The organism is Flavobacterium ginsengisoli (assembly GCF_029625315.1).
Classification (GTDB): domain Bacteria; phylum Bacteroidota; class Bacteroidia; order Flavobacteriales; family Flavobacteriaceae; genus Flavobacterium; species Flavobacterium ginsengisoli.
In genome coordinates this window covers 1,462,313-1,481,354 of record NZ_CP121110.1, presented here as the reverse complement: position 1 = coordinate 1,481,354, position 19,042 = coordinate 1,462,313, and the positions used below count along the sequence as shown (strand labels likewise).

Annotated in this window: 14 protein-coding genes and 4 pseudogenes; 17 read left to right on the top strand and 1 reads right to left on the bottom strand. The window is 33.2% G+C overall.

The window, feature by feature from the left end; translation table 11 throughout:
• Positions 1 to 31: 31 nt before the first annotated feature.
• From P5P87_RS06765 to P5P87_RS06705, 13 genes and pseudogenes are all read left to right on the top strand, one after another.
• Positions 32 to 1,226 (top strand): annotated as a pseudogene (locus P5P87_RS06765) (argininosuccinate synthase).
• A 31-nt stretch (positions 1,227 to 1,257) separates the two neighbouring features.
• The gene (locus P5P87_RS06760) at positions 1,258 to 1,668 is read left to right on the top strand and encodes a hypothetical protein (protein WP_278022029.1); all 411 of its coding nucleotides are present in this window, start codon (positions 1,258 to 1,260) and stop codon (positions 1,666 to 1,668) included.
• 39 nt (positions 1,669 to 1,707) lie between these two features.
• Positions 1,708 to 2,685, top strand: coding sequence for an N-acetyl-gamma-glutamyl-phosphate reductase (gene argC / locus P5P87_RS06755; protein ID WP_278022028.1), 978 nt, complete (start codon positions 1,708 to 1,710; stop codon positions 2,683 to 2,685).
• 86 nt (positions 2,686 to 2,771) lie between these two features.
• Positions 2,772 to 3,911: an aspartate aminotransferase family protein gene (locus tag P5P87_RS06750; protein ID WP_278022027.1), complete on the top strand. Its 1,140-nt coding sequence runs from the start codon at positions 2,772 to 2,774 to the stop codon at positions 3,909 to 3,911.
• Positions 3,912 to 3,996: 85 nt separating this feature from the next.
• Positions 3,997 to 4,986, top strand: a complete 990-nt coding sequence (locus tag P5P87_RS06745; RefSeq protein WP_340696662.1) for an aldehyde dehydrogenase family protein — start codon at positions 3,997 to 3,999, stop codon at positions 4,984 to 4,986.
• A gap of 304 nt (positions 4,987 to 5,290) precedes the next feature.
• Positions 5,291 to 6,053, top strand: a pseudogene (gene proB, locus P5P87_RS06740) (glutamate 5-kinase).
• Between the two features lie 122 nt (positions 6,054 to 6,175).
• Positions 6,176 to 7,130 (top strand): annotated as a pseudogene (locus P5P87_RS06735) (N-acetylornithine carbamoyltransferase).
• Positions 7,131 to 7,227: 97 nt separating this feature from the next.
• Positions 7,228 to 8,004, top strand: a complete 777-nt coding sequence (gene argB / locus P5P87_RS06730; RefSeq protein ID WP_198856065.1) for an acetylglutamate kinase — start codon at positions 7,228 to 7,230, stop codon at positions 8,002 to 8,004.
• Between the two features lie 272 nt (positions 8,005 to 8,276).
• Positions 8,277 to 9,347, top strand: a complete 1,071-nt coding sequence (locus tag P5P87_RS06725; protein WP_035644856.1) for a M20 family metallo-hydrolase — start codon at positions 8,277 to 8,279, stop codon at positions 9,345 to 9,347.
• A 104-nt stretch (positions 9,348 to 9,451) separates the two neighbouring features.
• Positions 9,452 to 10,732, top strand: coding sequence for an argininosuccinate lyase (gene argH / locus P5P87_RS06720; protein WP_278022026.1), 1,281 nt, complete (start codon positions 9,452 to 9,454; stop codon positions 10,730 to 10,732).
• A 136-nt stretch (positions 10,733 to 10,868) separates the two neighbouring features.
• Complete coding sequence (locus P5P87_RS06715) at positions 10,869 to 11,420, top strand: DUF2157 domain-containing protein (RefSeq protein ID WP_278022025.1); 552 nt, start codon at positions 10,869 to 10,871, stop codon at positions 11,418 to 11,420.
• Between the two features lie 127 nt (positions 11,421 to 11,547).
• On the top strand, positions 11,548 to 11,868 hold the full coding sequence (locus P5P87_RS06710) for a hypothetical protein (RefSeq protein WP_278022024.1): 321 nt from the start codon (positions 11,548 to 11,550) through the stop codon (positions 11,866 to 11,868).
• Positions 11,865 to 13,031, top strand: coding sequence for a hypothetical protein (locus P5P87_RS06705; RefSeq protein ID WP_278022023.1), 1,167 nt, complete (start codon positions 11,865 to 11,867; stop codon positions 13,029 to 13,031). The genes P5P87_RS06710 and P5P87_RS06705 overlap by 4 nt, the downstream gene beginning before the upstream one ends.
• A gap of 90 nt (positions 13,032 to 13,121) precedes the next feature.
• Here P5P87_RS06705 and ytxJ read toward each other — a convergent pair whose 3' ends face one another.
• Positions 13,122 to 13,511, bottom strand: coding sequence for a bacillithiol system redox-active protein YtxJ (gene ytxJ, locus P5P87_RS06700; RefSeq protein WP_278022022.1), 390 nt, complete (start codon positions 13,509 to 13,511; stop codon positions 13,122 to 13,124).
• A 204-nt stretch (positions 13,512 to 13,715) separates the two neighbouring features.
• Between ytxJ and clpB the strand changes: the two are divergent.
• From clpB to P5P87_RS06670, 4 genes and pseudogenes are all read left to right on the top strand, one after another.
• Positions 13,716 to 16,317: pseudogene (gene clpB, locus P5P87_RS26100) on the top strand (ATP-dependent chaperone ClpB).
• A gap of 394 nt (positions 16,318 to 16,711) precedes the next feature.
• On the top strand, positions 16,712 to 17,596 hold the full coding sequence (locus P5P87_RS06680) for a DUF808 domain-containing protein (RefSeq protein WP_278022018.1): 885 nt from the start codon (positions 16,712 to 16,714) through the stop codon (positions 17,594 to 17,596).
• Between the two features lie 317 nt (positions 17,597 to 17,913).
• The gene (locus tag P5P87_RS06675) at positions 17,914 to 18,324 is read left to right on the top strand and encodes a hypothetical protein (protein WP_278022017.1); all 411 of its coding nucleotides are present in this window, start codon (positions 17,914 to 17,916) and stop codon (positions 18,322 to 18,324) included.
• Between the two features lie 166 nt (positions 18,325 to 18,490).
• Positions 18,491 to 18,904 (top strand): hypothetical protein, encoded by a 414-nt coding sequence (locus P5P87_RS06670; protein WP_198856056.1) that lies wholly within the window; start codon positions 18,491 to 18,493, stop codon positions 18,902 to 18,904.
• Positions 18,905 to 19,042 lie beyond the last annotated feature (138 nt).

Below are 19,042 nucleotides of genomic sequence, written 5' to 3'. Positions count from 1 at the left end.
AATACGAAAGTATTAGCCAAAATTATAAAAAATGAAAAAAGTAGTATTAGCTTATAGCGGAGGATTAGATACCTCGTATTGTTTGAAATATTTAAAAAATGAAAAAGGATACGAAGTTCATACTGTTCTTGTTGACACAGGAGGATTTTCTGCTGAAGAATTAACAGCTATTGAAAAAAGAGCTTACGAGTTAGGAAGTGCACAACACGCCAACTTAACAATTTTAGATAAATATTACGATAAAGCTATCAAATACTTGATTTTCGGAAACGTATTAAAAAACAATACATATCCATTATCAGTAAGTGCTGAACGTGTTTTTCAAGCAATTGAAGCTATAAAATATGCGAAAAAAGTAGGAGCTACTGCAATCGCTCACGGAAGTACTGGGGCAGGAAACGACCAAATTCGTTTCGATTTGATTTTCCAAACTATTGCTCCAGAAATCGAAATTATTACTCCAATTAGAGATTTAAAACTTTCAAGACAAGAAGAAGTAGATTATTTAGCTCAAAACGGAGTTCACTATTCTTGGGAAAAAGCACAATATTCTATCAATAAAGGACTTTGGGGAACAAGTGTTGGAGGAAAAGAAACTTTAACTTCAAGTCAGCCATTGCCAAGTGAAGCGTATCCTTCGCAATTGCAAAAAGAAGGCGAAGAAAAAGTAACCCTTCATTTTGAAAAAGGAGAATTAGTTGGTTTAAACGGAAAAACTGATAAACCTTCAAATAATATTGTGGCTCTTGAAAAATTGGCAAGTGCTTATGCGATTGGTAGAGATATTCACGTTGGAGATACTATTATTGGAATTAAAGGAAGAGTTGGTTTTGAAGCTCGCTGCTCCGTTAATTATTATCAAAGCGCACCATTTATTAGAGAAACATACGCTAGGAAAATGGCAACAATACTGGAAAGAACAATTAGGAAACTGGTACGGAATGTTATTCCATGAAGGTCAATTCTTAGATCCAGTTATGAGAAACATTGAAACTTTCTTGCAAGACACACAAAAAACAGTAAATGGAACGGTAACAGTTTCATTAAAACCATATCATTTCTCACTTGACGGAATCGAATCTGAAAATGATTTAATGAATACAGGTTTCGGTCAATATGGAGAAATGAATAATGCTTGGACATCTGACGATGCAAAAGGATTTATTAAGATTTTAGGAAATGCACAAAACATATTCTCATCTGTAAACAAATTAGATCATGATTAATTGTAATGAATTATTCGCAAATAAAACTAATTTGAAAACAAAGATATTTTTTTTACTCCCATTTCTCTTAATGTTTTTTGCATGCTCAAGTGATAATGATGCGAAGCAGGAAAAAGAAACTTTAAAGGCAATTACGTATGAAGTCTTACTATTTGAATATACACCTGATACTGGTAACAATACATCTAGGCTGCGCTATGAGATAAAGTTTACTAATCCTAATAATGTTGCTGTAAAAGGAAATTATAAGATAACATATAACGCTGATGGACTTATTTTAACTCCTATCAGAAGAGTACCCAACGACGACCCTTATGAAAAAATTGGAGCAAATTCCTTTTATACTGCTAGTTATGATGTTGAAACTGCATTAAATCCAACATTAGGAACTATTAAATCAATAAAATTTTTATCCGCTGAATTCGTTCTTGCAGATTTATAAAAATCAAGATTTTTTACAGAATCTTAAAAAAATAAAATTATGATTAATGTCGGAATTATTGGTGGTTCGGGCTACACGGCCGGAGAACTCATCAGAATTTTAATGTATCATCCCAAAGTAAACATCGATTTTGTTTACAGTACAACAAATGCTGGAAAACCACTTTCTGTAGCACACCACGATTTGATGGGTGATATCGAAATGAATTTCACGGATGAAATAAATCCAAATGTGAATGTTGTTTTCTTGTGTTTAGGTCACGGAAAATCAATTTCATTTTTGAAAGAAAATCAGTTTGCGAGTCATACTAAAATCATCGATTTAGGAAATGATTTCAGGCTGAATAAAGATGCCCATTTCGAAGGAAAAGATTTTGTTTACGGATTGCCTGAAATCAATAAAGCCGAAATCAAAAAGACAAATTATATTGCAAATCCAGGTTGTTTTGCAACGGCTATTCAGTTGGCATTATTGCCTTTAGCCGAGCATAATTTGCTAAATAATGATGTTCATATTAATGCAACAACTGGAAGCACAGGAGCAGGAGTAAGTCTTTCAGAAACTTCTCATTTCAGTTGGAGAAATAACAATATGTCACATTATAAAGCTTTTGAGCATCAACATTTGGGAGAAATCGGAGAAAGTTTAGTTCAGCTGCAGGATGATTTTGACAGCGAATTGCTTTTTATTCCGAATAGAGGAGATTTTCCAAGAGGAATTTTTGCAACGCTTTATACATTATGTGATGATAGTTTGGAACAATTGGTTGCTAAATACGAAGATTTCTACAAAGATGAACCTTTCGTAACTATTACCACAACAAACATCAACATGAAACAAGTGGTGCAAACGAATAAATGTATTATTAGTTTATTGAAAAAAGGAAACCGGGTTCTCATAACATCAATTATCGATAACTTAACCAAAGGTGCTTCAGGACAAGCGATTCAAAACATGAATTTAATGTTCGGTTTAGAAGAAACCACAGGTTTACATTTGAAACCAAGCGGATTTTAATAAAAGTAAAATGTTAGAAGTTAGATGTTAAACGTCTACACTAAAACTTCTAACATTTTACAAATAACATTTAACTTTTCAAAAAAATGAACTTATTCAACGTTTACCCATTATACGACATAACTCCAGTAAAAGCAGTAGATTGTACAATTATTGACGACAAAGGAGTAGAATATTTAGATTTATATAGCGGACATGGTGTGATTTCTATCGGACACACGCAACAGGATTATGTAGCTAAACTTAAAAATCAGATCGATAATTTAGGATTTTATTCGAATGCCATTCAGAATCCTTTGCAGGTGGAATTGGCTCAGAAATTAGGAAAACTTTCTGGTCTTGAAGATTACGAATTGTTTTTATGCAGTTCTGGAGCTGAAGCAAATGAAAATGCTTTGAAATTAGCTTCTTTCCATAACGGAAAATCAAGAGTTGTAGCTTTTGATAATTCTTTCCACGGAAGAACTTCTGCAGCTGTTGCGGTTACGGATAACAAAAAAATTGTTGCTCCAATTAATGCACAGCAAGTAGTTACTTTTTTACCTTTAAACCAAATCAAATTAGTTGAAGCTGAATTGGCTAAAGGCGATGTTACAGCAGTAATTATCGAAGGAATTCAAGGAGTTGGAGGTTTAGATCAAGGAACAACTGAATTTTTCCAAGCTTTAGAAAAAGCATGTAAAAAACACGATGTTGTTTTGATTTTAGACGAAGTGCAATCTGGATACGGAAGAAGCGGAAAATTCTTCGCTTTCCAACACCACGGAATTAACGCTGATATTATTTCAGTTGCAAAAGGAATGGGGAACGGATTTCCAGTTGGAGCTATTTTAATTTCTCCAAAATTCGAAGCAAGTTTCGGATTATTAGGAACGACTTTTGGTGGAAGCCATTTATCTTGTGCAGCAGGAATTGCGGTTTTAGATGTGATTGAAAAATTGGATTTACAGAAAAATGTAAACGAAGTTTATACATATTTCTTAGAAAAAATCAAAGAAGTTGAAGGTATCAAACAAGTAAAAGGAAAAGGATTAATGCTTGGAGTTGAGTTTGATTTTGATGTTGCAACTTTAAGAAAGAAATTAATCATCGAAAAACACATTTTTACAGGTAGCGCGAACAATAAAAATCTATTAAGAATTTTACCGCCTTTAACTGTCAAAAAAGCAGATATCGATACGTTTGTAAAAGCTTTAAAAGAAAGTTTAGAAGAACTTAAAAACTAAGTTTGCCTATAACTGTTAATTCGTTTAATCGTTTAACTGGTTAATCGATTAAACGAATTAACGATTAACCAATTAAACCAAAAAAATGAAACCATTATCAATTGAAACACGTAATGCGGTTTTGCGGACTATGGCAAAGCTGGTCGAGCAGGAGCGGAATGAGATAATCTTGACTAATCAGGAAGATCTTGCCGATTACGACGGCTCAGATTTAGCGATGGAAGAACGCCTGAAAGTAGATGATAAAAAAGTCGACGAGATGATTTTGTCATTAAACCAATTGGCTTCTCAGGAAGACCCCGTTGGCGTTGAGCGTTTTCATTTTACGCATGATAATGGAATAAAAGTGGTCAACAAAACCGCCGCTTTTGGAACAATTTTAATTATTTATGAATCCCGTCCAGATGTTACCATTGAAGCGGGCGGAATTGCTTTTAAATCTGGAAATAAGATTTTATTAAAAGGAGGAAAAGAGTCTTTAAAATCAAATCTTAAAATTGTAAGTCTTTGGCATAAAGCTTTAGAAGAAAACGGAGTTTCAAAAGATTGGGTGGAATATCTCAATTACAACCGAACAGAAACTCAGGCTTTTTTAGAAAAACCAACTCAAAAAGTAGATTTAATAGTTCCAAGAGGCGGAGAAAAACTAATTGAATTCGTAAAAGCGCACGCAACTTGCCCAGTAATAGTAAGCGGACGCGGAAATAATTTCGTTTACGTTCATGAAAAAGCAGACACTGATTTAGCATTAAAAGTAATTTTAAATGCTAAAACAGCTAAAATTTCAGCTTGTAATGCTTTAGATAAAGTTTTAATTGATTCAAAACTTCCCAATTTTGAAGGTTTCACAGCAATGTTAGTTGAAGCTTTAATTGAATCAAAAGTAGAAGTTATTGTAGATAAATCTTTAGAGTATTTCGAAAATACCAAGACGATCGAAAACGAAGATATTTGGTATGAAGAGTTTCTAGATTATAAAATCGTAATTGGAACCATCGATTCTCAGGAACACGCCATTAATATGATTAATAAGTACTGCGGAGGACATTCTGCAACGAATTATTACGAGAGATAATGAAGCTCGCACAGCAGTTTATGGAATCAATAGACGCAGCGAAGCAGTTTACCAAAATGCTTCAACCCGTTTTACAGACGGCGGACAATTTGGTCTTGGTGGAGAATTAGCAATAAGTACAGATAAATTGCATCAACGCGGTCCAATCGGTCTTCAACATCTCGTAACAAACAAATGGTACGTTTACGGAGAAGGACAGATTAGGTAATTGGATAATATGAAAATTGAGGCAATTAGATAATTAGATAATTCTAAAAAAAACTTAGAATCTCAGCATCTTAGAACCTTAGTATCTTTAAATAAAATGACAAAAAAACGGATTTTATTAAAAATAGGAAGTAATACTTTAACCAAAGAAACCAATCATATTTCGCGGGGAAAGATTGAAGATCTTGGAATACAGATTGCGGCTTTAAATGATGAATATGAATTTATCATCGTAAGTTCAGGAGCAATTGCAAAGAAGAAACAGTTTGTGAAGCTGGATAATCAGGATAAAGATGTTTTTGTAAAACAGGCTTTAGCTTCAATCGGACAGCCACATTTAATGCGGATTTACAATGAGAATTTTAAGGATTTAGGATTGAATACTTCACAATGTTTACTTTCTTATTCTGATTTTGAAAAAGAGCAGACCAAAAAGAACATCGTAAATACCATTAATGTATTAGTCAAAAATAATTACATTCCGATTATTAATGAAAATGATACCGTTGCTACAGATGAGATTCGGTTTGGAGATAATGATAAATTAGTCGCGTTGACAGCAGTTCTTTTAAATGTTGATATTCTGATTATTGCGACCAATACAAATGGAATTTATACAAAAGAATCCATTAATGATGAAGTTCCTCAAACAATTAAATTGGTAAATGATTTAAAATCGCTGGAAAAAGAAATCGGCGAATCAAAATCATCACACGGAACAGGAGGAATGCAATCTAAAATAGAAGCAAGCAGGAATCGCAAAAGCGACCAATATTGAAACCTGGATTGTAAATGGTTTAAATGATAATTTTATTTTAAAGGCATTAAAAGACGAAATTCCTTTTACGAAAATCGTTTAATTGTTAATTCGGTTAATCGATTAGAAACTAAATATATAAAATACAAAATGGACGAAAGTTATATTTGTTTAACTCGCAAGACGATTAAACAAATCAACGATTAACCGATTAAACAAAAAGACATGAACTATATCTCAATAAAAGACATCAACTCATTATCAAAATGGGTAAAACAAGCGATTAAAATCAAAAAGAATCCGCTTAAAAATCAAAGTTTAGGAAAGAATAAAACTCTGGGAATGTTATTCTTCAATCCAAGTTTAAGAACGCGTTTGAGTACTCAAAAAGCGGCAATGAACTTAGGAATGAACGTTATGGTAATGAACTTTACCAACGAAGGATGGACATTAGAATTTGAAGACGGAGCCGTTATGAATTCTGGTGCATCAGAACATATTAAAGAAGCTCGCAGAAGTAGTTTCTCAATATTGTGATATTATCGCTATTCGTGCTTTCGCAGGTTTGGTTGACAAGGAAAAAGATTATCAGGAAACTGTAATTTCAGGATTCTTGAAATATGCTACAGTGCCAATCGTAAATATGGAAAGCGCTATCCGTCACCCATTACAGTCGTTGGCAGATGCGATTACAATGGAAGAATTCAAACCTAGACACAAAGATAAACCAAAGGTGGTTCTTTCTTGGGCGCCGCATCCAAAAGCTTTGCCGCAGGCAGTTGCTAATTCATTTGTAGAAATGATGCAGATGCAAAAAGATATGGATTTTGTAATCACACATCCAAAAGGTTACGAGTTAAGCCCAGAAATCACAAAAGATTGCACAATTGAATACGATCAAAACAAAGCTTTCGAAAATGCCGATTTCGTTTACGTAAAAAACTGGAGCAACTTCAACGATTACGGAAAAGTAACTGACAGCGATCCCAATTGGACAGTTACCGCTGAAAAAATGGCTTTAACCAATAACGGAAAATTCATGCACTGTCTTCCGGTTCGTCGTAACGTTATTGTAAGCGATGAAGTTTTAGATGGAGAAAATTCAATCGTAATCGAACAAGCGAATAACAGAACGTATTCAGCACAATTAGTTTTACAAAAGATTCTTAAAAAAATATAATTTTTCGAAGTTGCTAAGATTCTAAGCTACTAAGATGCTAAGAAACTTTGCGCAGAAAAAAACTTAGTATCTTAGAATCTCAGAACCTTAGAATCTTATGAAGAAAGTTACCGTAATAAAAATAGGTGGAAACATCATCGATAATCCAACAGAATTAGAACAATTTTTAACCGATTTTTCTAAAATTGAAGGCTATAAAGTTTTAGTTCACGGCGGAGGAAAATCGGCTACAAAAATGGCACAGAGTATTGGTTTAGTTCCGCAAATGATTGACGGACGCCGAATTACAGATGCTCCAATGCTTGATGTTGTAGTGATGATCTACGCTGGACAAATCAATAAACATATTGTGGCGCAATTGCAGGCAAAAGACAATAACGCAATTGGTTTTTCTGGAGCTGACGGAAATTTAATTCAGTCAACAAAAAGGAATCACCCAACAATTGATTACGGATTTGTAGGCGATGTAAAACAAGTCAACACCAAATTACTGGCAACTTTATTGGAAGCTGGAGTTGTTCCCGTTTTCTGTGCGATTACACACGACAAAAACGGACAATTATTAAACACTAATGCCGATACTATTGCAAGTGAATTATCAATTGCTTTATCTGAAGTTTTTGATGTGACGCTAACATATTGTTTTGAAAAACAAGGCGTTTTACAAGATTCAGAAGACGATTCATCTGTAATAACAGAAATCAACGAGCCATTATACAATAAACTAAAAGAAGAAAAAGTAATCCATTCTGGAATGATTCCAAAATTGGATAACTGCTTCAATAGTTTATCGCGTGGCGTGCAGAAAATCAAAATTGGGCATCATAAAATGCTCCAGAATTCAGATATTCCACATACAACGATTACATTATAAAAAATGTTGCCACGAATTGACTCTAATTTTCTCTGTTAAAAGAGAAAATAATTTTTGGTGCATATGAAAAAGTTTATTTTGATTTTAAATCTGTTACAAAAAGATAATTTGTGAAAATTCGTGCAATTAGTTGCAAAAAAAACAGGACTGCGCAGTGCTTTTAAATATTAATTTAAGAAATTTGCGCAAATTAATTTTCTGGCTAAGATTGGTAAAGTCATGCTTAAAAAACTTAGAATCTCAGAATCTTAGCACCTCAGAACCTAACAAAAATGAAAAATATAGATACGCTTACCCAGGAAGCAATTAGTTTATTAAAAAGCCTAATCGAAACCCCTTCATTTTCAAGCGAAGAAGATCAAACGGCTCTTTTAATAGAAAATTGGTTCAATCAGAATGAAATTCCTTTTAAGAGAGAAAATAACAATGTGTGGGCTTTCAACAAATATTTCGACGAGAACAAACCAACACTTTTACTAAACTCACATCACGATACTGTACGCCCAAATCAAGCTTACACCAACGATCCGTTTAAAGCGATTGAAAAAGATGGAAAACTATTCGGTTTAGGAAGTAATGACGCAGGAGGATGTTTAGTTTCATTGCTAGCAACATTTGTTCATTTCTACGAAAATCAAAACCTTTCTCATAATATTGTAATTGTGGCTTCTGCAGAAGAAGAAAGCAGTGGAAAAAACGGTTTGAACAGCGTTTTAAAAAGCTTACCAGAACTAGATTGCGCGATTGTTGGAGAACCAACTTTAATGCAATTGGCAGTTGCAGAAAAAGGGTTATTAGTTCTTGACGTAAAAGTAAAAGGAACTGCAAGCCACGCCGCACATCAAAACGACGATAATGCATTATACAAATCAATTCCGGTAATGGAATGGTTTAAAAACTATAAATTCGACAAAATCTCAGATGTTTTAGGTCCTGTAAAAATGACCGTAACGCAGATTAACGCTGGAAAACAGCATAATGTTGTGCCATCAGAATGTGATTTGGTTGTAGATATTCGCGTAACAGATCGTTATACAAATGCTGAAATATTAGAAGTGGTGAAAGCAAATGTAAACGCCGAAGTAACGCCAAGATCAATGCACTTAAATGCTTCGTCTATTCCAGTTGCTCATGGTTTGGTTCAGGCAGGAATTGCTTTAGGAAGAACAACGTATGGTTCGCCAACGCTTTCAGATCAATCGGTTTTAAGCTGTCAGTCTTTAAAATTAGGACCAGGAGAAACATTGCGTTCGCACTCAGCAGACGAATTTATTTTTGTAAATGAAATTGAAGAAGGAGTCGATTTATATATTAAAATACTAACCGATTTCTTTAAATTATAAGAGAAAAGAAAAACCGCCACGAATTCACGAATTAATTCGAAAAAAATAATCGCAAAGATTTAAAAAAATTAATTCGTGAATTAGTGGCGAAAAAAATAGCACCTATGAAACTTTGGGAAAAAGGAATACCAACAGATAAACAAATCGAACAATTTACAGTAGGAAACGACCGTGAACTTGATTTAGTTTTAGCAAAATACGATGCTTTAGGTTCAATTGCACATGCTAAAATGTTGGGACAGATCGGTTTATTGACTCAAGAAGAAACAACATCTTTAGTTGATGCATTAAACGAAATCATCGCTGATATCGTAGTTGGAAATTTCGAAATCGAAGATAGTTTCGAAGATGTACATTCTAAAATCGAATATCTTTTAACAGTAAAACTAGGCGATGCAGGAAAGAAAATCCACACGGCACGTTCTCGTAATGATCAGGTTTTAGTAGATGTTCATTTGTATTTAAAAGACGAATTAAAAGCAATAAAAGATCAAGTAAAAACGCTTTTTGATTTGTTGATGGAATCGGCAGAAAAACATCAAAACGTATTATTGCCAGGATATACACATTTACAAATCGCGATGCCATCGTCATTCGGAATGTGGTTTTCTGCTTATGCTGAAAGCTTAATTGATGATGTAACTATGTTGAACGCAGCTTCTAAAATTGTAGATCAGAATCCATTAGGTTCTGCTGCAGGTTACGGAAGTTCGTTTCCAATCAACAGAACCTTTACAACCAAAGAATTAGGTTTTGAAACCTTAAAATACAATGCCGTTGCGGCGCAAATGAGCCGTGGAAAAGCAGAGAAAACCGTTGCTTTTGCTATGACAAGCGTTGCAGGAACTTTATCAAAATTTGCAATGGACGTTTGTTTGTATATGAGCCAAAACTTTAATTTTATTGGTCTTCCAGCACATCTTACAACAGGTTCAAGCATTATGCCTCATAAAAAGAATCCTGACGTTTTCGAATTAATCAGAGGAAAATGCAACAAGATTCAGGCACTTCCATACGAAATCACTTTAATTACAAATAATCTTCCAAGTGGTTATCACAGAGATTTACAGCTTTTAAAAGAAGGTTTGTTTCCAGCAATTCAAACTTTAAAATCTTGTTTGGATATTGCTATTTTTTCAATAAAAGATATTACAGTTAAAGATCATATTTTGGAAGATAAAAAATACGATTACCTGTTTACAGTGGATACTTTAAACGAAATGGTTGTGGAAGGAATGCCGTTTAGAGATGCTTACAAAGCTGTTGCAGAACAATTGGAAGCAGGAACATACAAATCTCCTAAAGAAACCAAACATACGCACGAAGGAAGTATCAACAATTTATGTTTAGATGCGATAAAAGATAAAATGAAAGCAGTTTTATAAAGAAACAATTTTTAGAATACTAAAACCGATTTACAGATGTGAGTCGGTTTTTTTGTTTTCAAAATATTGTTTTCAAATTTAAGAAAATTCGACCTAATTTACATAAATTTGAAAAAAGGTTATTTAAATTTAAGATATGAAGCAATTTGATGAACAGGCAACTCAAAGTCTCTTTGAGAAAAATCTAATTACTGAAAATCAGTTTCGGGAAATAAAAGAATATCGTGATCTTTCTATTTTTTCTTTGAATGCTGAATTAAAGCTTTTTCTTTATTTATCGGTAATACTTTTTACTTCTGGTATTGGAATTTTGATTTACGAAAATATAGATTCAATAGGACACATCGCTATTTTATCATTGCTCTTAATTGTTATTGCAGTTTGCTTTTTTTATTGTTTCAAACATTCTAAAGGTTTTCAGAAAGAAGAAACAACTTTTGAGCATCCTGTTTTAGAATATCTGGTTTTAGCAGGAAATATTCTGACTTGCATTTTTATAGGATATCTTCAGTTTCAATATAAACCTTTTGGAGAACATTACGGATTGGCTACTTTGGTTCCAACAATAGTGAGTTTCTTTTGTGCTTATTATTTCGACAATAGAAGTGTTTTAACGATCGCAATTACTGGTTTAGCAAGCTTATATCGGTCTTTCGGTAACGCCACAAGATTTATTAAAAAGCAATGATTTTTATGCAAGCCAAAATCTTAGTTATTCAGCTATCGCTCTAAGTGTGCTATTAATTTTATGGGTCGTTTATAGTCGTAGAATTTCTTTAAAAACACATTTTGGTTTAATTTTTCTAACATTTGCATTGCATATTGCCAGCATTGCTTCTATAGCTAACATGACCAGTTATGATACAATTGCTTGGATGTTGTTTACTTTAATTTTAGCAGGCTCAACATATTATTTTTATAGAACAAGTTACGATTATAAGGCAATGTCATTGTATGTATTTATGATTGTTTATGCTTATATCGGAGCCAATATATTTTTGTTTAGGATTTTTGAAAACATTGATTTCTCTGATATTTGGGAATTGTTTGTTTTTCTTTTGCCAGCCTACTTCATTGGTTCAATTGTTCTTTTTATTAAACTAATTAAAAACTTCCACAAAGAAATTTCAGAATGATAGCTTACGATAAGAGAAAAATAGACAATGGAGCTTTAATTGATCAAGCAGATACATTGTATAAAGGTGGTTTTATTAGTAAAGACCAAAAAAAGTTTATAGAGAAAGAATTACCAGATTTAAAAAGCCAAAGCAATATTTTGGTTAGAATTGGATTCTTTTTGCTTGGTTGCTTTTTATATCTTTCAATTTGTGGGGTAATTACTTTAGTCGGTTTAAGCAGTGAACGTGTGTTTTTTGAAATATGCTGTTATATTTTTGCCGTAATCGGATTTGTTGGCATCGAATTATTGGCCAAGCAAGATTATCACAATCATGGACTCGATGATGCTTTTATATTGGGGGCACTTTTAAACGTTGGAGCTGCAATTGCAATTACAACAGAAGGCTACGAAATTATTATAGCACTTTTTGTTTCTGCAGCTTCATTATTTATGTTCTTAAGATATTTGCATGTATTGTCAATGCTTGTTTTTTGTTTTGCTGTAAGTGCTTTTTTGTTTTTCGGAATGTTTGAATTTGGAGATATTGGGAAAGCTATTTTGCCATTTGCAGCAATGATTTTTGCTGGTATTTTTTATTTTATAACTAAAAAAATAATTGACCGTTTAGCTGAAAGTCACTATTACAATGGATTATTATTAGCAAATAGTTTTTGTTTAGTTCTCTTTTATCTTTCTTGTAATTATTTGGTTGTTAGAGAACTTTCTGCAGAGCTTTTAGGAGAAGAGGTAAAGCCAGGAACCGATATTCCGTTTGCATTTTTCTTTTATGCTTTCACTTTTGTAGTTCCAGTGTTTTATCTGATTAAGGCTTTAAAAACAAAAGATAGAATAATGCTTTGGATTAGTTTTTTGGCCATTGCATTTTCAATTTATACCATTCGATTTTATCATTCAGTTTTGCCTGTAGAAGTTGCGCTTACACTTGGCGGATTGGTTTTATTTGCAATAGCTTATTTTTCAATTAAAAAATTAAAAGAAAAAGAAAGCGGTTTGACTTTTAAGCCAGATAGGATCAATCATTCAGATACTCTTTTAAATGCTGAAGCCTTAGTTGTGGCTTCTACATTCGGAATAAAACCAGAGGTAAAACCGCAAGCTTCTCCAATGGAATTTGGAGACGGAGGTTTTAGTGGAGGAGGTTCTGGAGGAAGTTTTTAATATGGTGAAATGTAAAAAGTAAAATGTGAGAAGTAATAATTTGTATTTAAATATCTTACTTCTCACATTTTACATTTCATAAAAGTAAATTTACACTTTGCTTTTCAATGCTTCAGCATCAATATCACTGTGTGAAACATCGTAAACCGCTTTACCGTTTTTGATTAATATCAACTGAGGAGATTCGTGATAAACTCCAAATCTGCTTGCAATTTCGTTTGAAATATCTCTGTGTGCAATTAAGTCTAAAAAGTACGCGTCTACAACATTTTCAAGGTCATATTCTCTTTCAAATTGTTTTAAAGCCATTCGGCTAATGCCGCATCTTGTACTATGTTTAAAAATTACAACTGGTTTTTCATTAGAAATAGCTTCTATTTCCATTAATTGAAGCATATCTGTTAATTCTGTCCAGTTTACTTTACTTTTTGATGCTTCTGAGTTCTCTGAACTTCCGAAGATTGAATTTAAAAAACTCATATTTGGCGTTGTTTATGACTTTTTGACATGATAAAACAAGAAAAACTTGATTTTAAATGTCATTTTGTCTGTTTTTTTACTGTGGAATATAATTTGTCTATTTCAATGCAAAGTTAAATTATTTTGAGTTAAAAACTTAGCTCAATAAATCGTAACTTTAATCCTATAATTTTCAAACAGTTAAATCAATCAAATCGAAAAAATATGAATATAAATAAGTTTACTATTAAATCGCAGGAAGCCATTCAGTTGTCGCAGCAATTAGCGCAGCGAAATGGCCAGCAAGCAAATTGAAAATGAACACATTTTCAAAGCTATTTTTGAAGTTGATGAAAACGTTGCACCATTTATTCTGAAAAAATTAAATGTAAATGTGCCGCTATTTTTACAGCTTTTAGATGCTACAATTCAGAGTTTTCCAAAAGTTTCAGGAGGTGATGTTATGCTTTCGAGAGATGCAAACAAAGCCTTGAATGAAGCAGAAATCATTGCACAAAAAATGAACGACGAATATGTTTCGATCGAACATTTAATTTTAGCCATTTTTGATTCAAAAAGTAAAGTTTCTCAGATCTTAAAAGATCAAGGGGTAACAGGAAAAGGTCTAAAAGCAAAGCAATAGAAGAATTACGTAAAGGCGAAAGAGTAACTTCGGCTTCTGCTGAAGAGACATATAATTCGTTAAATAAATATGCAAAAAATCTAAACGAATTAGCACGCACAGGAAAACTAGATCCAGTTATTGGCCGTGACGAAGAAATTCGTCGTGTGTTGCAAATTTTAACTCGTAGAACCAAAAACAACCCAATGCTTATTGGTGAGCCAGGTGTTGGTAAAACAGCTATTGCAGAAGGTTTAGCACATAGAATTGTGGATGGAGATGTTCCAGAAAACTTAAAAGAAAAGATCGTTTTCTCACTAGATATGGGAGCTTTGATTGCCGGAGCGAAGTATAAAGGAGAATTTGAGGAGCGTTTAAAATCGGTTGTAAAAGAAGTTACATCAGCAGAAGGAGATATCGTTCTGTTTATTGACGAGATCCATACGCTTGTAGGAGCGGGTGGAGGTGAAGGCGCAATGGATGCGACAAACATTTTGAAACCAGCTTTGGCTCGTGGAGAGTTGAGAGCAATAGGTGCTACAACTTTAGATGAATATCAAAAATATTTTGAAAAAGATAAAGCGCTTGAAAGACGTTTCCAAAAAGTGTTAATCGACGAACCAGATACAGAAAGTGCGGTTTCAATTCTTCGAGGAATTAAAGAGAAATATGAAACACACCATAAAGTTCAAATTAAGGACGAAGCAATTATTGCAAGCAGTTGAACTTTCGCAAAGATATATTACGAATCGTTTCTTGCCAGATAAAGCGATTGACTTAATGGATGAAGCAGCTTCTAAACTGCGTATGGAAATCAATTCAAAACCAGAAGAATTAGACGTTTTGGATCGTAAAATCATGCAGTTAGAAATTGAAATTGAAGCCATTAAGCGTGAAAAAGAAGAAAGCAAGCTTAAGATTTTAGGTATGGAATTGGCCAACTTGAAAGAAGAGCGAAACGAAATCTATGCAAAATGGAAACAAGAAAAAGATATCGTTGATGGAATTCAGGCTGTAAAACACGAAATAGAAGACTTCAAATATGAAGCTGAACGTGCTGAACGTGATGGTGATTATGGAAAAGTAGCCGAAATTCGTTACGGAAAAATAAAAGAAGCGCAAGAACGTCAGGAAACATTGCAAAAACAATTGCAAGAGTTTCAATCTGGAAACTCTTTAATTAAAGAAGAAGTAACTAGAGAAGACATTGCAGAAGTTGTGGCAAAATGGACAGGAATTCCTGTTACAAAAATGCTTCAAACAGAAAGAGAAAAACTATTGCATTTGGAAGATGAATTGCACAAACGTGTAGTAGGTCAGGAAGAAGCGATAGAAGCAGTGAGTGATGCAGTACGTAGAAGTCGCGCCGGTTTACAGGATATGAAAAAACCTGTTGGAACATTCTTATTCTTAGGAACAACTGGAGTGGGTAAAACCGAATTGGCAAAAGCATTAGCCGAATATCTTTTTGATGATGAAAATGCAATGACTCGTATCGATATGAGTGAGTATCAAGAACGTCACAGCGTGAGTCGTTTAGTGGGTGCACCTCCAGGATACGTAGGTTATGATGAAGGTGGACAATTGACAGAAGCTGTTCGTAGAAAACCATATTCTGTGATTTTGTTAGACGAGATCGAAAAAGCGCATCCAGATACCTTCAATATTTTATTGCAAGTTCTTGATGAAGGTCGTTTAACAGATAACAAAGGACGTTTGGCCGATTTCAAAAACACGATTATCATTATGACTTCTAATATGGGAAGCCAAATTATTCAGGAGAAATTCGAAAATCTAAAGGGCGGTGTTGAAGCAGCAACAGAAGTGGCTAAAAACGAAGTTTTAGGATTGTTGAAACAAACGGTTCGTCCAGAATTTATAAATCGTATTGACGAAATCGTAATGTTTACGCCGCTTACGGCAGATAACATCTCAAGAATCGTGAGCTTGCAATTGAAGAGCGTTACCAAAATGTTGGCTCTGCAAGGCATTACAATGGATGCAACTCCAGAAGCTATTGCATACTTGTCAGACAAAGGTTATGATCCTCAGTTTGGTGCAAGACCAGTAAAACGAGTTGTTCAGAGAGAAGTTTTAAATCAATTGTCAAAAGAAATTTTGGCAGGAAACATAACAACAGATAGCATCATTTTATTGGATGCTTTCGATGGCAAGTTAGTTTTTAGAAACCAAACAGCTAATTAATTTTTTTTCATGTTAATCTTAGAAAAGCATCAGTTTTTTACTGATGCTTTTTTTTTGCCCAAAATTCTGAAACTTTTTAGACAATTGATATAACAAGAAATTTGAAAAAAAGAACCAATTTTAAATTAATAAAAATCAGCAATTTATTAACTAAAATTAAAAATCATGAACAATATATTTAGAGGATTACTTGCAGGATATGGCGCTAAAAAACTAGGCGGAGGCTGCTTCGGGACAATCATAGTTTTTATTATTTTATGGGTTCTTTTAGGACAGTGCAATTAAAGGCACATTACAGAAAATTACGAATAAAAACTCAAACTTTGATACGATATTATTGGGCAAATTAAGTCAAAATGTCTAGATTCGCATCACTAAAAATAAATTTAAAAAAATGGGTTCAGGTTTTTTCGCTCTATTAGATGATATCGCCGCAATTATGGATGATGTGGCAGTAATGAGTAAAGTTGTCGCAAAAAAAACAGCCGGAATTCTAGGCGACGATTTAGCAGTAAATGCCGAAAAAGCTTCAGGGTTTGCTTCATCTAGAGAGCTTCCAGTTTTATGGGCAATTAGTAAAGGTTCTTTATTAAATAAAATTATTATTCTTCCAATTGCGTTTTTGTTAAGCGCGTTTTTTCCAATTGCGATTATGGTAATTTTAGTATTAGGGGGATTGTTCTTAGCATATGAAGGAGCAGAAAAAATCTACGAATTTATAGTTCCTCACGGACACGAAGAATCTGAAGGAATAACTGATGAAGTACTTACCGAAGAACAAATTTTGCTAGTTGAAAAAGAAAAAGTAAAATCGGCAATCGTAACTGATTTTATCCTTTCTGTAGAAATTGTGATCATTGCTCTTGGAACTGTAATCGGGAAACCATTAGTATCACAAATTATAACCGTTTCCATCATCGCTGTTATAGCAACAATTGGAGTTTACGGAATCGTAGCGATTATTGTTCGTATGGATGAAGTAGGTTTTAAAATGATTCAGAGTAGTAAAAAAGAAAAAAGCCTTTTAAAAAGTATTGGAAATGTATTAGTTCAAGCCCTTCCAAAAGTGATTAAAGCTTTAACCATAATAGGTACAATTGCTTTGATTATGGTTTCAGGCGGATTATTCGTTCATAATATTGAATTTTTTCATCACCTTCTACCAAATTTTCCTTCTATTATAAAAGAATTTGCAATTGGCCTTATCATAGGGTTTATTGTATTGGCGATAGTAAATCTTTTCAAAAAAATCTTTAAAAAGAAAGAATCAGCGGTTTAAAAATTGCTTCCAATTAATAAAAAACATCAGTCGAAAGGCTGATGTTTTTTTTTGTGGCAGAAGGTAATATTTTCAGATCAAGTTGAGTCCCGATAGCTTTTGAGACGTTCAAAAAATGATGCTGTTTCTATAAGAAGTAAACCAGAAATATTTATTTTATATAAGAAATATCGGTAAATCTTGACTTTTTTTTACATGAATAAGATGTTGATTTATAGTTGTTTAGTGTTTTGGTGAAATTTTTAACATTTTTCTTAAAGCAACCATTGCAACCTTGTTCCGTCTTCATAGTAATTAACAATTAATTATTATTTTATATGAAAAGTTTTAGATTAAAATCAGTTTTAGTAGTATTATTTTTATCAATTGCATTTGTTTCATGCAGTAATGACGATGACAACAAAACACCAGCTCCTACATCAAAAGCTGCTTTAGTAACCGAAATTAAAGGTCCAGCAACAGGTAAAGTAAATGATGAATTAAGCTACGATGTGACGTATGTAGTAGACAACGCTTGCGCAGAATTTGATAAAATCTCAGAAGTAACAATTGGGTCTGTAAAAGGTTTACAAGTAATTGCAAAATACCCTTCACAAGTTTGCACGCAACAAGTGCCAGAACCAAAAAAGACTGTATACAAATTTAAGTCTCTCGCAAAAGGAACTTTTGAAATTAAATTTAAAAAATCGGAAACAGAATTCCTTACTCAAAAAGTAGTTATAGACTAACAACAAGCTTAGTTGATATTTTTTTAGGTTGAAAGCCATTTTGCTAAGATTACTTTTAATCAATGCAAAATGGCTTTTTTTTGACAAACTAAAATTATTTTGCATTATTTCAAGCAACCTTTGTAATTTAGCACCATCTACATAATAAAACAATTAATTTACTTATATGAGAATTTTTAGATTACAATCAGTTTTGGCAGTGCTATTTTTAGCTGTTTCTTTGGTTGCTTGCAGTAGCGATGATGATAAGAAAGAAACACCGCAAACTATTTCAAAAGCTGCAGATGTTACTGCTATTTCAGGTCCATCTACAGGAAAAGTAGGGGTTGATATTAATTTTGAAATTTCTTTTATAGCCGAGAACGCTTGTGGGCAGTTTGATAGAATTAGTGATATATCTATTGGTAAAGAGAGCGGATTTCAAATAGAGGTTAAATATCCGAAGGAAACTTGTGCTAATCAAACGCCAACTGCACTGCATACTGTTTATACATTTTCACCGCAGTCAAAAGGAACTTTCGAAATTAAATTCAAAAAATCAGAAACAGAATTCTTGGTTAAAACATTAGTTATCCAGTAACGGTTTTAAACAATATAATCTTAAATTAAGCCATTTTTCATAGATTTTAAATCGATGAAAAGTGGCTTTTTCGATTTTATAAAAATGAAGTTGCAGAAGAACAAATAGAATGAGAATGTTAGTTTACAGTTAGAAGAA

Excerpts from the sequence above, each read along its gene's own strand:
- P5P87_RS06745 (WP_340696662.1), top strand. The coding sequence starts at position 3,997 with ATGAAACCATTATCAATTGAAACACGTAATGCGGTTTTGCGGACTATG.
- P5P87_RS06715 (WP_278022025.1), top strand. The coding sequence starts at position 10,869 with ATGAAGCAATTTGATGAACAGGCAACTCAAAGTCTCTTTGAGAAAAAT.
- P5P87_RS06750 (WP_278022027.1), top strand. The coding sequence starts at position 2,772 with ATGAACTTATTCAACGTTTACCCATTATACGACATAACTCCAGTAAAA.
- P5P87_RS06675 (WP_278022017.1), top strand. The coding sequence starts at position 17,914 with ATGAAAAGTTTTAGATTAAAATCAGTTTTAGTAGTATTATTTTTATCA.
- P5P87_RS06705 (WP_278022023.1), top strand. The coding sequence starts at position 11,865 with ATGATAGCTTACGATAAGAGAAAAATAGACAATGGAGCTTTAATTGAT.
- argB (WP_198856065.1), top strand. The coding sequence starts at position 7,228 with ATGAAGAAAGTTACCGTAATAAAAATAGGTGGAAACATCATCGATAAT.
- ytxJ (WP_278022022.1), bottom strand. The coding sequence starts at position 13,511 with ATGAGTTTTTTAAATTCAATCTTCGGAAGTTCAGAGAACTCAGAAGCA.
- argC (WP_278022028.1), top strand. The coding sequence starts at position 1,708 with ATGATTAATGTCGGAATTATTGGTGGTTCGGGCTACACGGCCGGAGAA.
- P5P87_RS06680 (WP_278022018.1), top strand. The coding sequence starts at position 16,712 with ATGGGTTCAGGTTTTTTCGCTCTATTAGATGATATCGCCGCAATTATG.
- P5P87_RS06725 (WP_035644856.1), top strand. The coding sequence starts at position 8,277 with ATGAAAAATATAGATACGCTTACCCAGGAAGCAATTAGTTTATTAAAA.
- P5P87_RS06670 (WP_198856056.1), top strand. The coding sequence starts at position 18,491 with ATGAGAATTTTTAGATTACAATCAGTTTTGGCAGTGCTATTTTTAGCT.
- argH (WP_278022026.1), top strand. The coding sequence starts at position 9,452 with ATGAAACTTTGGGAAAAAGGAATACCAACAGATAAACAAATCGAACAA.